Below are 12,704 nucleotides of genomic sequence, written 5' to 3' on the forward strand. Positions count from 1 at the left end.
CGGCTGTACGCCCTGTGTCGCCAACCCCAAACGGGTACGCGATTTCGCCAAGGCGATGGGGCTGCTCAACAAAACCGATCGCGCCGATGCCCGCGCACTGTGTTTGTTCGGCGACCGGGCCAAACTACCGGCGTGGACGCCGCCTCCGCCGGAGGTCGCGATGCTACGGGCGCTGATCAACCGGCTGTCCGTGCTCGAAAACGAGCTCGGCCGGGAGACCAACCGGCGCGAAAAAGCACAGGCCGGCCGGATGGCCGCCCCGGTGATCGAGTCCATCGACCGCTGTATTGCATCGCTCAACGACGAGATTGAGCGGATCAAGGATCAGATCGACGATCATTTCGATCAGCATCCGGATCTCAAGCGCGACAAGGCGCTATTGGCCTCCATTCCAGGCATCGGCCAGACCTCGGCTCGACATCTGCTGTGTCTGCTGGCTGACCGGGACTTTACCAGCGCCCGTGCGGCTGCGGCCTTTGCCGGTCTGGCCGTGGTGCATTTCGAGTCGGGTTCGAGTGTGCGCGCCAGGCCCCATTTATCCAAACAGGGGTCGTCCAAACTACGGGCTGTTCTATACATGGCGGCCGTGGCGTCCTTGCGACATAACCGCGCTTTGAAGATGTTCTACGAACGCCTGCGACAGCGCGGTAAACCTGCGTTGTCAGCGCTGGGCGCGGTCATGCGAAAGCTCGTCCATATCGCATTCGACGTGTTCAAACATAAAACACCCTATGATCCAGCCTTGGCCGCTCAAAATGCTTGATCGTCGAGACGGTATCTACTGAAAGATCACACCTAGCCACGGTTGGGGGGTCTGTGCATGCTTCAGATCAAGGACTTCAATTCGATATCCGGATCACGCAACGCTTGCGCTTTGACCTCCCTGTGTTGGTAGACGAGTTTCTTACCCACCATGAAAGCCATAGGCAGATTGACCGCGTCCACGGCAATGAGATGACCTTCGCGCAGATAGAACACCGCGAATGCCTCGTCCTCGGGCTTGCCACGTACTACCCGCTCATCATGAGCGTGGGACAACCCCACCATCTGCAGGCGCACGTCATACTGATTCGACCAGAACCAGGGTGCGGCATCGTAGGGCCTGTCCTCTCCCATCAGGGTCGCCGCCGCGGTACGGGCCTGATCGACCGCGTTGGCGACTGACTCCATCCGCTGCGTTTGTTCAAAGAAAAGATTTCTGTGGCGGGTGCAGTCACCGATTGCCAGGATATCGGGATCGTTAGTACGCGTATATTCGTCCACGAGAATACCGTCGTCACAAGGCAGGCCGGCGGCTTCGGCCAGCGCGGTTTCCGGTGCGATGCCGACCGAAACGAGCACAAAATCGGCCGGTACGGTCGTGCCGTCGGCCAGTGTTACGCCGGCCACGTAGCCGTGGTTGCCGGCCTCGAAGCCGGTGACCGCCGTGTCCAGGCGCACATCCACTCCGGCACCTCGGTGCTTGGCATAAAAGAACGCGGAGATTTCCGGGCCTGTGACCCGTTGCATGAGTTGCTCGGCGGCTTCCAGCACCGTGACCTTGAGGCCTGCCTTGACGGCGATGGCGGCCACCTCCAGGCCGATGTAGCCGCCGCCAACGATGACCAGACTTTTCCCCGGGACGAATTGTTCACGAAGGGCATCCGAGTCAGCGATGTCGTGCAGATAATGAAGGCCTTTCAAGTCGGCCCCTTGCGCGTTCAGGTATCGAACACGAGATCCCGTGGCCAGGACGAGTTGACCGTATTTCAACGTACTCTGGTCCGATAGCGTGATGGTCTTGTTGTCCCGGTCTATGTGCTCGGCGCGCTCCCCGAGCCGAAGCTGGTAGCCCGCGTCGTCGTACACCGAACGCGGCTTTAGGTACAGAGACTCCTGATCAATCTCTCCTGCCAGATAATTCTTGGACAGAGGTGGTCGCTGGTAGGGCGGATGGGGCTCCTCGCCCACCAGAACCACCTCCTGTTGATATTTCTTTTGCAGCAAGGTTGTCAGGAGCGCGCCTGCCGCGTGCCCGCCTCCAACGATGACCGTCACATCTTGGCGTCTGTTCGCCATAGCCTCTCTCTTTGACTGTTCCTGGGGATTGGATCGTTCAGACCTCGAAATGCCAATCGGGACGAGCACAAGGTCGGGGCGCCTCGTGTGGTGCTGTCAACCGCCCCACCGCTAAAACACACGCGGCGCTCAGCCGCCACTGGCCTGCGCATCCTCGAGCAGCATCGCCGCGCCCTTCTCGCCGATCATGGTCGCCGGCTGATTGGTGTTGCCTCCGACCAGCGTCGGCATGATGGAGGCATCGACCACCCGCAGGCGTTGCAGACCATGCACGCGCAGACGCGGATCGACCACCGCCATCGGATCGACGCCCATCTTGCAGGTGCCGACAGGGTGATACGCCGACTCCCCGCTGCGCCGCGCCCAGTCGGCGAGGTCGTCGTCGTTCTGCAGTGCCGGCCCCGGCGACATCTCGACCTCATGGTGCGGGGCGAAAGCCGGCTGCGCCAGGATGCTGCGCACCAGGCGTACCCCGCGCACGAGTCGCTCGACGTCGGCGGACTCGGCCATGTAGTTGGGATCGATCAGCGGTGCCGCGAACGGATCTGCGCTGTGCAGGCCGACGCGGCCGCGCGACGATGGCCTGAGCCCGTAGATCATCACCGCATAGCCGTAGCCGCTCATGGCAGTCTTCAGGTCCCGCCCGTGGTCGGCGTACAGCATGGGTGCGAAGTGAAGTTGCAGATCGGGTATCGGCTCCCCCGGCCGGGACCGGATGAACCCACCGGCCTCGGCGCCGTTGCTCGACAGCACACCGCGGCGGCCGCTCACGTACTGCAGCAGCGCCCACAGGCCCTTGAGCCAGTAGCTCGGATGCATCGAGATGCTCTGGCGGCTGCGTGCTTTGACACGCACGTACACGTCGATATGGTCCTGGAGATTCTGCCCCACGCCTTCCAGCGCGTGACGCAGCTCGATGCCGTGCCGGGCCAATTCCCCGCGTGGGCCGATTCCGGACAGCATCAGCAGATGCGGCGTGTTGAACGCGCCGCCGCAGAGCACAACTTCACGCTCGGCACGGACCTGCGCCAGCCCCATCGGGCCCCGATACTCGACCCCGGTGGCGCGGGTGCCTTCGAGCAGCACGCGGGTAACCTGGGCGCTGCTGCGGACAGTCAGGTTGGAACGGCCCGCTACGGGTTCGAGATAGGCGCGCGCATTGCTGCAGCGCGCGCCGTCCTTCTGGTACGCGTAGTAGAAACCCACGCCCTCCTGCTCATGGCCGTTGAAATCCGGATTGCGTCGGTACCCCGCCTGCGCCGCCGCGCCCACGAATGCTGTGCTCAACGGATTGGTATAGCGCCTCTCGGCCACATTGAGCGGACCACCCTGGCCATGGAAGGCTGCCTCATCCGGGTTAACCTTCGGCTCGAAATGTTCTGACCTGCGGAAATACGGCAGCACGTCGGCGTACGACCAACCATCGCAACCTAGCCGTGCCCACTCGTCGTAGTCCCAGGCATGGCCGCGGATATACACCTGCGCGTTCATGCTGCTGGAACCACCGAGCATCTTGCCCCGCGGCTGGAACAACGCACGGTCGTGCATGTGCCGCTGCGGTTCGGTATTGAACTGCCAGTTGTAGCGACGGCTGAACATCAGCTGCAGAAAGCCCAGCGGCATGTTCACGAATGGATTGCGGCGGCTATCCGGACCGGCTTCGAGCAACAGCACCGAATGGCGGCCGCTCTCGGACAGGCGATTGGCGACGGCGCATCCGGCCGAGCCGCCGCCGACCACCACATAATCGAATTGTTCAGACGCCATGCTGGTTTGCACCGCGCCTCACGCTTTGGGCGTGAGCTTGACCATCAGCTTGGAATAGCCGCGCACGAAATTGGATTGCACCCGCTCGGGCTCGCCGACCACTTCGATATTGTCGAAGCGCTTGAGCAGTTCTTCCCACAGGATGCGCAACTGCAATTCGGCCAGGCGGTTGCCCATGCAGCGGTGGATGCCATAGCCGAACGAAAGATGGTTGCGCGCGCCCTTGCGGTCGATGATGAAGTCATCCGGGTTGTCGAACTTGCGCTCGTCCCGATTGCCCGAGGCGAACCACATCAGCACGCGATCCCCCTTCTTGATGGTCTGGCCGCGCAGTTCCACGTCCTGGGTCGCCACCCGGCGCATATACGCCAGCGGAGTTTGCCAGCGGATGATTTCCGAAACCATGTTGGGAATCAGCTCCGGGTTGGCCTTGAGCTTGGCGAACTCGTCGGGAAACTGATTCAGGGCGAGCACGCCGCCGCTCATCGAGTTACGCGTGGTGTCATTGCCGCCGACAATAAGCAGCGTCAAATTGCCGATAAACTCCATCGGACGATTGATCATGTCCTTGGTATCGTCGCTGCTCTGCAACAGGCTGATCAAATCGAAACCGGGCTCTTCACCGGCTGCCAGTCGTGCCTCTTTGTCGCGCCATAGCCGGGAGAAAGCCCTCGCCATATCTACGGCATCGTCAAACATGACATCCTCATCGGTAAATTCTCCACCGGTGGCTGATGCCGCGCCGGCCATACGATCCGACCAGTCAACCAGCTTGTGACGCTCCTCGTACGGAAAATCCAGCAGCGTGGCCAGCATGCGACCCGTGAGCTCCTTTGATACCGCCGGCACCCAGTTAAACGCCTCGTCCAAGGGCAGGCTGTCGAGCACTTCTCCGGTGCGCTCGCGGATGAGCCCTTCCATTTCTTTCAGGTTCCGCGGCGCCACCACGCCCTGAACGGCCCGGCGCTGCACGTCATGCTTTGGCGGGTCCATAGCAATGAACATTTCTACCGACAGGCCTTCTGGTGGGTCACCCAGAATGATTTGCGGCTCGGAGGAGAACAGCTCGTGGTTCTTGTCGACGAAGAGGATGTCCTCGTAGCGCGTTATCGACCAGAATGGGCCGAAGGGGCTATCTTTCTGGTAGTATACCGGTGCCTCGTCACGAAGCCGTTTAAAATAGGCGCCCCATTGATCCTGCCGGTACAAGAAAGGGTTGCTGGTGTCGATGTCTTCGAGCGCCAACGTGTTGACATCGGGAACGGGCGCTTCGACGAAGTGGACAGGGGGCCGTCGCGGGCCGATGATCTTCTTCTTTGCCCGCACCAACATCTTGAGTGTACGGATCTGCAGGTGCATCGGCACCACTCTGGACGTGGCGTTGACCAGCTTGGTCTGGACTACATCGCTCATCTGCAATTCTGTTGACATGGCGTCCTCCAGTGCTTACATCTGAAATTCGGGCAGACGAACGGTCATGCCGTCCATCGCCTCGGTGGTTTGAACCTGGCAGCCCAGACGCGAGGTTTTTGCCAGCTCCGGGGTCATCGACAGCATCTGCTGTTCGTCATCACCCGGCGTGCCAGTCTTGTCGTACCACTCGTCCGCGACGATCACGTGGCAAGTGCCACAGGCACATTCCCCGCCACAGTCCGCATCAATGCCGGGAATCATGTTATCCACGGCGATTTGCATCAGTGAGGCGCCAGCCTCGAATTCAACGACATGCTCGGTGCCGTCGTGCTCGATAAAGGTAATTTTGCCCACTGCGCTCCTCCTGCCGGTTTTAACTGCAACTAATAGTGAATGTGTACTAACCCTCGGGGGGAGGACATTTGTTGACAACACGGGGACATTTAAAGACACTCGACGGGTCCGTGGAGGGAGTTATGACAACGACCAGGCAGGTGGCGGGCTTGCAAAACCCCGGAGCCGACATTCCGTCGAACTACTCAAGGCTGATCGCCCGTGAACTGGGGCTTACCGCACGACAACTGCCCAACCTGTTGCGCGGTACGGGGGTTGGCACTCAACAATTCCTGACTGATGACAGCCTCCTTACGCCAGCCCAGCAGGTCCAGATTCTGCGCAACGCGCTGGCCCTGTCTGGCCAGCCGGACTTCGGTTTACGGCTGGGTGAGCGCCTGACCCCGGCCACACATGGCGCGATGGGGTTTGCCGTTTGCAGTAGCCCTGACCTGCTCACCGCTCTACAGGCGTTTCACAAATTCCTGCCCACGCGTGCGAGCTTCATCCACCTGCGCTTGCAACAGGTGGAAGACCACATGGAGTGCCTGTTGGATTTCCAGGTACAGCTGGATCAGGACGTTGCGCGTTGCTTGGCGGAAACGGCGGTCAAGGCATTTTTTGCAACCGGCGAATTTATCGCCGGCCGGCCCTTAGATGAGGCCGAGGCCTGTTTTGCCCACGCGGCGCCGGCTTACCGAGCCAACTACCCGGCGTATTTGCCCGGGCGAGTTTACTTCGGCTGCGATCAGTTGAAGCTCAGACTCCCTATGGCGTTGTGCAGGATGCCGAACGTCTCTGCCAATAGTGAAAACTATGGCCTAGCCTTGCAGCAGTGCGAGTCCATGCTCGCTCGACTTCAGAGCCGTGAACCGGACTATCGGACCCGGCTCAAGAAAATGATGCTGTCCCACCCGCCAGGCACGCTCTGCGAAGAAGAAGCGGCAGCCGCCCTATTCATGAGCAAACGTACCCTGGCGCGTAAACTCAAACAGGAAAACAGCGGTTTTCGGGAAATTCGCGAGGAGATTCTGTCCCGCCAGGCCGCAGGCTATTTGCGTGACTGCCAAATGTCCGTCGAGGCCATTGCCGCGCTGATGAATTACCACGACACCGCGAGTTTCAGGCGTGCCTTCAAGCGCTGGTTCGCTGTTCCGCCTGAACAATACCGCCAAAGCACGGGTTAGCCCGCCTCCAGAACACGGGGCGTGTCTTTAAATGCCCCCATTCTGTCAAAAAATGTCCTTGCCGGCGTCCCGCCGTCTACCTAACCTGAACTTCTTGAAATCGGCATTCGCTTCGGTCGTTCCCGCTCGGCTGCGAGTGCCCCCGCTCTGAATCGAAAGAACGCTCACATGAAGGCAGACACCCGCGAGTACCTGGCGCCCGGCGATTTTATTGATAGCGACCACCCCGACGTCCAAGCCTTCGCCCGCAACCGCGCCGGGGAAGGCGATGACCAGCAGCGCGCCATCCGGCTTTACTATGCAGTCCGCGATGAAATCCGCTACGACCCCTACGCGTTCTCGCTGGAGCCTGACCTGTTACGCGCCAGCGCAACGCTGCATGCTGGCCGTGGTTATTGCGTGCCCAAGGCCATGTTGCTGGCGGCCTGCGCCCGGGCTGCGGGCATCCCCGCTCGCATCGGCCTGGCGGATGTGAAAAACCACTTGGCCAGCCAACGCTTGCTGGCATTGATGCAGACGGACATTTTCTACTACCACGGCTATACCGAGTTGTGGTTGGACGGGGGCTGGGTCAAGGCCACCCCGGCGTTCAACATTGAACTGTGCGAACGCTTTGGCATCAAGGCACTGGAATTCGACGGCCGCGAGCATGCGCTGATGCATGAGTTCGACACCGCGGGGCGCCGCCACATGCAGTATTTAACCGATCACGGCCCCCGCGCCGATCTGCCCTACGCCGAACTGGCGGCGGCTTATCGCAAACATTACCCGCGTCTGTTGGCTGCGCCTGACGCACTAAGCGGAGACATGGCAGCGGAGATGGAACAGGACAGGGCTCAGCTCTGATGGCCGGGACAGGCAACTTCGCGGACCATGATCCAGTCGCTGTGGCGCGACAGTTCGGCGAGCAGGTGCCCCACAGCCGCGATCTCGGGATGCAGGTGGTGGCGATGGAAGCAGACCAGGTCCGCATGCGACTGGTGCCGGGGCCGGAGTTACGCGCCGCGGATGCAGCCGAGGAACTCTGTACCAGCGTGCTGTATTCGCTGGTGGACTCGGCCTGCGGGCTGGCGGTATTCGCCGCGCTACGCGAGTTGAAACCCATAGCCACGGTGGATCTGCGCATGGATTACCTTCGGCCGGCCGGTAGCGAACGTGCCCTGGTGGCCACCGCCCACTGTCATCACTTGACAGATGACGTTGCGTTCGTGCGCTGCCAAGTATTTTCCGAGGGACTGGATGGGCCGGTGGCTATCGGTAATGCCATCTTCATGCGCGCTACCCAGGGCAAACATTTCGAGACGAAGGCTTCGCGGGGCGATGCGGGATGAGCGAGACAGCCGGCCCAATGTCATCTAGGACGCTCAAACAGGATGTACACGCTGATACGCAGGCTACTTGGCAGAGGTTGCTGGAGCGCATTCCCTACGCGCGGCACCTCGGGCTCGAAATCCAGTACAGCGGCACCCGCGTGCAAGTCCATTTGCCGTATCGCGATGCGCTGATAGGCAACATCATGTTGCCGGCCCTGCATGGCGGCGCGATCGGCGGGTTGATCGAGATTACGGCGCGCGTCGCCGCGCAAAGCCGCGATGCACAAGCTCGCCGCCCCCGCATCCTGGATTGCAACGTGGACTACCTGCGTTCCGCGCGGGCGCGGTCCACCTACGCCGCCGCCGAAATCGTCCGCCAGGGCCGGCGTACGACGCTGGTCCATGTCAGCTGCTGGCAGGATCGAGCCAACTCACCTGTGGCCCATGGGCGCGTGCAACTGCTGTTCGAGACCGCGCCCAACGGTAAAATCAGGGAAGAACAGTGAGGCCTGAAAGCACCACGCCGGTGCTGGTCGGCGCCGGCCAGATCACCGCGCGCGAACCCGATGACCAGCGCACACCGATCGGTCTGATCGCCGAGGCCGCCCGGGCCGCGGCGGCGGACTGCGGCATCGACGGCGTCTTGCGCCATATCCAGTCGTTGACCTGTCTCAACATCCTGGCGCCGGCCTATCCCGACGCGCCGGCCAGTCTGGCCCGAACGCTGGGTATCGACCCCGGCGAACGCTTCTACACGCCCATCGGCGGCAATATGGGCCAATGGCTGGTCGGTTACTACGCCGACCGCATCGCCGCCGGCGAACTCGATTGCGCGCTGATCGCGGGCGGCGAGGCGCTGGCCACGCAGATGCGCGGCAAGGGGGCGGGCCTGTCCGGGGTGATCGACACCAAAGCCGGCGAGGGTCCCCGGCTGCTCGGCGACGACCGTGAACCGACCAACGCCGACGAACAACGGCATGGGCTGGACTTGCCCATTCAGATCTATCCGCTGTTCGAGCAGGCCCTGCGCGGCCAGTACGGGCACGACCCGGCCGCGCACCGGCAGGCGCTGGGCAAGTTGTATGCCGGTTTCAACGCCGTCGCCATGAACAACCCAAAGGCCTGGCGCCGCGAGCCCTTGTCCGCAGCTGATATTGCCGAGCGCACGCCGGAAAACCGCATGGTTGGCGCGCCTTACACCAAGCGCATGAACGCCATCATCGCGGTGGACCAGGCGGCCGCGCTGGTGATGATGTCGGCCGCCAAGGCGCGAGCTCTGGGGATCGACCCCAGGCGTTGGGTGTATCCGTTGGCCGCGGCGGATGCCAGCGATCGCTGGTTCGTTTCCGAACGGGCGGAGCTGTCCCGCTCCCCGGCGATCGCCGCTTGCGCCCGCCGCCTGTTCGAGGCTACCGGGCTGGCCGTAGATGACATCGATTATCTCGATCTGTATAGCTGCTTTCCCAGCGCGGTGCAGATGGCGCGCAACGCCCTGGGCATCGCCGAAGATGATCCCCGGCCGCTCACCGTCACGGGCGGTCTCGCGTACCACGGTGGGCCCGGCAGCAACTATTGCACCCACGCCATCGCAGAAACCATGGCCCGTATCCGCGCCGAGCCCGACGCTCACGCACTGGTCAGCGGCGTGGGGTGGTACATGAGCAAGCATTCGCTGGGGCTGTACGGGTCGCGGCCACCGGCCGGCGGCTGGCGGCGGGTCGACGCGGCGGCCGTGCAGGCGGAAATCGACGCCGGCCCCGGTGTAGAGGTTGCGGCGCAGCCGGAAGGTGCCGGGCGCATCGAAACCTATACCGTCATGCACGATCGTGACGACCGGCCCGCCCAGGGCATTGTCCTGGGCCGCCTGGACGACGGCCGCCGATTCATCGCCAACACCCCTACCGACCCGGACCTGCTCAATGCCATGACCGACGAGGAGTTTCTCAACCGCGCCGGCCACGTGCGCAGCAACGGTCAACGCAATCTGTTCACCCCGAGAGGGTGAGACGAGGAGGATAGACCATGAGTGCAGTGCCCGAAATTGAATTCGACCAGGCCAGCGTGGCCCAGCGCATGCGTGACATCCGCGAGGCCGCCCGCGGCGTGAGCGAGGGCTTTAGCCGGGCATACATGCGCGAGTGCATTGACAATCACCGCTTTCCACAGGAAGCCTGGGAAGCCCTGGGTGAGTACGGGCTGCTCGGCATCACCATACCGGAGGAATTGGGCGGTTCAGGCGGTGGGCAAGTGGAACTGGTCGCGCTGATGGAGACCTTGGCCGAGGCAGGCCTGGTGCTGCCCATGCTCCTACTCACAGGCTTCGCGCGGGTACCCATCATCCGCAACGGCACCCCCTATCAGATCGAGCGTTTCGTCAAACCCACGATCAGTGGCGCCGAGAAGTTGTGCTTTGGCATTACCGAGCCGGACGCCGGCACCAACAGCTTCGCGATGTCCTCGCTGGCGACGCAGGATGGCGACGGCTATCGGCTGACCGGCCGCAAGGTGTTTATCTCCGGTGCGGCGGACGCCGACCGCATGCTGGTGGTCGCTCGCACGCAAAAGGTGGGCGAGGTCGAGCGCCGCACTGAGGGCATGTCACTGTTCGTGGTGGATACCGACGCGCCCGGCGTGGAACTGCAACCCCTGAATATCGACGTCGGCTGGCCGGAGCGTCAGTACCTGGTATTTTTCGATGAAGTCCAGCTGGATGCCGACCGCCTGATCGGCCAGCCGGGGCAGGGCCTGGCCGGCATGTTCGAAGCGCTGAACTCGGAACGCCTGCTGGTGACCGCCATGTCCGTGGGCCTGGGCAACTACGCACTGAAAAAGGCCGTGGCCTACGCCAACGAGCGCAAACCCTTCGGCGTACCCATCGGCAGCTACCAGGCCCTGCAGCATCGGCTGGCCGAGGCCAAGGCCGAACTGGAAGCCGCGCGGCTGATGATGATTCAGGCCGCCGCGACCTTCGATGCGGGCGGCAATGCCGGCGCCCATGCCAACATGGCCAAGTTGCTGGGTTCGCGCGCCGCGGTCAAGGCCGTCGAGGCCGCGCTGCAAACCCACGGCGGCTACGGTTTCGACCGGGACTACGACATCATCACGCTATGGCCGTCGGCGCGACTGATGGAGATCGCGCCCATCAACAACGAAATGCTGCTCAACTACATCGGCGAACATGTCCTCGGCCTGCCCAAATCCTACTGAGACGCCCCGCGTGATCGAGCGCGACGGATTCACGGCCCCGGACGGCCAGGATATCGCCCTGTGGCGCTGGCCGCATACGCCAGGTCGTCCCACCCTGCACTGGGCGCATGCGACAGGCTTCCATGGCCGCCTGTACCAACCGCTGCTGGACGATTTGGCGCGCGATTGCAATGTGCTGGCCTGGGACATGCGCGGCCACGGCGCCAGCGCCGGGGCGGCGGACATGGCGACATTCCGCGGCTGGGAAACCTACTACCAGGACCTCACCGCCTGGCTGCAGAGCCTGGATGAGCCGGTCTGGCTGGCTGGCCATTCCATCGGTGCCACCACCAGCATCATGGCCGCCGCCCGCCGGCCGGAGATGGTGCGGGGCTTGATTCTGGCGGAACCCGTGATCATGGATCGCTGGCAGGGCTGGCAGTTATGGTTGGCGAAGTTGCTTCGCCAGTCGTACCGCTTCTCCCTCGCCGCCGGCGCGGCACGCCGGCGCCGGGAGTTCGACTCGCATGCCGCAGCCCTTGACAACTTCCGTGGCCGCGGTGGCTTCAAGACCTGGCCCGAGGCCTGGCTTGAAGCCTATGTCCAGCATGGCCTCGTACAGAGTGGTAATCGCTTTCGCCTGGCCTGCGCGCCCGAATGGGAGAGCACCACCTTCGCCCATACCGAACACAATCCCTGGCCCGGCATCCGTCGACTGCGGTGTCCTGTGATTGCGCTGGCTGCGGATCGCGCATCAACCTTCTCGCCCAAGGCGCGCCAACGCCTGCGCGCCATGCTACCTATGGCTCAGGTGAACGCCCTCGCCGGAACGACCCATTTCCTGCCCATGGAGCGACCGGGCGCGGTACGCGATGCCGTACTGCAGACGATCTCGCCCAAATACAGCCGAATGTCATCATAGCTATGGGCTGTGCACCCCGCCAGCCCTGTGGGCGTCCGAATTGGGCGGGCATGGAGACCGCCACGCAGTGGTCAGGGCATCACGGTCGTGCCCGGCAGTCAGGTGATCGGAGAGGCGAAGTGATGCTCCAAAATGTGTGCGAGCGACTGAGATACGGCCGAACTTGGAGCCAGAATGATTCAGGGCTTCTTAAACCTGCCGCCACTCCGAGCCTTAGAAATCGATGACTTAGGCGATCATTACCGGGTGCTAGCAGACGGGCAGGCCGAACCGGCCTGCTGCCCGCAGTGTCAACGCGATACCATGCAAGGGCACGGGCGCCAACGACAAGAGTTCATCGATACACCGATGCATGGTAAGCGCGTGTTGATCGAGATAGAGCGGCGCCGTTATCGGTGCAAGATCTGCGGGAAAACCACATTCAGTGGATTGCTCAATGTGGAGTCGAAGCGCCAAGCGACCTCTAGGGCGCTGCTGAAATAGCGCCCAAATCTCGATGCGAAGCCCGACCAGCCAAGCGTATTC

Annotated in this window: 13 protein-coding genes; 9 read left to right on the plus strand and 4 right to left on the minus strand. The window is 62.7% G+C overall.

What is annotated here, in order from left to right; all coding sequences use genetic code 11:
* Positions 1-763 (plus strand): IS110 family RNA-guided transposase (locus S4A8_RS18900; protein WP_353221308.1); only part of this gene is annotated, 763 nt, incomplete at its 5' end.
* Between the two features lie 62 nt (positions 764-825).
* On the opposite strand, the gene S4A8_RS18905 is transcribed toward S4A8_RS18900, so the two are convergent.
* The 4 genes from S4A8_RS18905 to S4A8_RS18920 form a co-directional block, all read right to left on the minus strand.
* Complete coding sequence (locus S4A8_RS18905) at positions 826-2,058, minus strand: NAD(P)/FAD-dependent oxidoreductase (protein ID WP_353221309.1); 1,233 nt, start codon at positions 2,056-2,058, stop codon at positions 826-828.
* 129 nt (positions 2,059-2,187) lie between these two features.
* Positions 2,188-3,825, minus strand: coding sequence for a GMC family oxidoreductase (locus S4A8_RS18910; protein WP_353180588.1), 1,638 nt, complete (start codon positions 3,823-3,825; stop codon positions 2,188-2,190).
* An 18-nt stretch (positions 3,826-3,843) separates the two neighbouring features.
* Entirely contained in the window at positions 3,844-5,238 is a 1,395-nt protein-coding gene (locus S4A8_RS18915; protein ID WP_353180553.1) for a cytochrome P450, read from the minus strand.
* 33 nt (positions 5,239-5,271) lie between these two features.
* A complete protein-coding gene (locus tag S4A8_RS18920; protein WP_353180552.1) occupies positions 5,272-5,592 on the minus strand; it encodes a 2Fe-2S iron-sulfur cluster-binding protein in 321 nt (106 codons plus the stop codon).
* Positions 5,593-5,714: 122 nt separating this feature from the next.
* Here S4A8_RS18920 and cypR point away from each other — a divergent pair, with 122 nt between their 5' ends.
* The 8 genes from cypR (at position 5,715) to S4A8_RS18960 (ending at position 12,662) form a co-directional block, all read left to right on the plus strand.
* Positions 5,715-6,758 (plus strand): transcriptional regulator CypR, encoded by a 1,044-nt coding sequence (gene cypR / locus S4A8_RS18925; protein ID WP_353180551.1) that lies wholly within the window; start codon positions 5,715-5,717, stop codon positions 6,756-6,758.
* Between the two features lie 168 nt (positions 6,759-6,926).
* On the plus strand, positions 6,927-7,604 hold the full coding sequence (locus S4A8_RS18930) for a transglutaminase-like domain-containing protein (RefSeq protein WP_353180550.1): 678 nt from the start codon (positions 6,927-6,929) through the stop codon (positions 7,602-7,604).
* Positions 7,604-8,089: a PaaI family thioesterase gene (locus S4A8_RS18935; protein ID WP_353180549.1), complete on the plus strand. Its 486-nt coding sequence runs from the start codon at positions 7,604-7,606 to the stop codon at positions 8,087-8,089. The genes S4A8_RS18930 and S4A8_RS18935 overlap by 1 nt, the downstream gene beginning before the upstream one ends.
* 17 nt (positions 8,090-8,106) lie before the next feature.
* Positions 8,107-8,577 carry a PaaI family thioesterase gene (locus S4A8_RS18940; RefSeq protein ID WP_353221312.1) on the plus strand — a complete coding sequence of 157 codons (471 nt, stop codon included), beginning with the start codon at positions 8,107-8,109 and terminating at the stop codon, positions 8,575-8,577.
* Positions 8,574-10,076: an acetyl-CoA acetyltransferase gene (locus tag S4A8_RS18945; protein ID WP_353221311.1), complete on the plus strand. Its 1,503-nt coding sequence runs from the start codon at positions 8,574-8,576 to the stop codon at positions 10,074-10,076. Before S4A8_RS18940 ends, S4A8_RS18945 begins: the two co-directional genes overlap by 4 nt.
* Before the next feature lie 17 nt (positions 10,077-10,093).
* Positions 10,094-11,278, plus strand: coding sequence for an acyl-CoA dehydrogenase family protein (locus S4A8_RS18950; RefSeq protein ID WP_353180546.1), 1,185 nt, complete (start codon positions 10,094-10,096; stop codon positions 11,276-11,278).
* Positions 11,250-12,179: an alpha/beta fold hydrolase gene (locus S4A8_RS18955; RefSeq protein ID WP_353180545.1), complete on the plus strand. Its 930-nt coding sequence runs from the start codon at positions 11,250-11,252 to the stop codon at positions 12,177-12,179. The genes S4A8_RS18950 and S4A8_RS18955 overlap by 29 nt, the downstream gene beginning before the upstream one ends.
* Positions 12,180-12,353: 174 nt before the next feature.
* On the plus strand, positions 12,354-12,662 hold the full coding sequence (locus S4A8_RS18960; RefSeq protein WP_353180544.1) for a transposase family protein: 309 nt from the start codon (positions 12,354-12,356) through the stop codon (positions 12,660-12,662).
* Positions 12,663-12,704 lie beyond the last annotated feature (42 nt).

Source organism: Salinisphaera sp. S4-8 (assembly GCF_040361235.1).
Classification (GTDB): Bacteria; Pseudomonadota; Gammaproteobacteria; order Nevskiales; family Salinisphaeraceae; genus Salinisphaera.

Excerpts from the sequence above, each read along its gene's own strand:
- S4A8_RS18955 (WP_353180545.1), top strand. The coding sequence starts at position 11,250 with ATGTCCTCGGCCTGCCCAAATCCTACTGAGACGCCCCGCGTGATCGAG.
- S4A8_RS18930 (WP_353180550.1), top strand. The coding sequence starts at position 6,927 with ATGAAGGCAGACACCCGCGAGTACCTGGCGCCCGGCGATTTTATTGAT.
- S4A8_RS18960 (WP_353180544.1), top strand. The coding sequence starts at position 12,354 with ATGATTCAGGGCTTCTTAAACCTGCCGCCACTCCGAGCCTTAGAAATC.
- S4A8_RS18950 (WP_353180546.1), top strand. The coding sequence starts at position 10,094 with ATGAGTGCAGTGCCCGAAATTGAATTCGACCAGGCCAGCGTGGCCCAG.
- cypR (WP_353180551.1), top strand. The coding sequence starts at position 5,715 with ATGACAACGACCAGGCAGGTGGCGGGCTTGCAAAACCCCGGAGCCGAC.
- S4A8_RS18935 (WP_353180549.1), top strand. The coding sequence starts at position 7,604 with ATGGCCGGGACAGGCAACTTCGCGGACCATGATCCAGTCGCTGTGGCG.
- S4A8_RS18905 (WP_353221309.1), bottom strand. The coding sequence starts at position 2,058 with ATGGCGAACAGACGCCAAGATGTGACGGTCATCGTTGGAGGCGGGCAC.
- S4A8_RS18940 (WP_353221312.1), top strand. The coding sequence starts at position 8,107 with ATGTCATCTAGGACGCTCAAACAGGATGTACACGCTGATACGCAGGCT.
- S4A8_RS18915 (WP_353180553.1), bottom strand. The coding sequence starts at position 5,238 with ATGAGCGATGTAGTCCAGACCAAGCTGGTCAACGCCACGTCCAGAGTG.
- S4A8_RS18910 (WP_353180588.1), bottom strand. The coding sequence starts at position 3,825 with ATGGCGTCTGAACAATTCGATTATGTGGTGGTCGGCGGCGGCTCGGCC.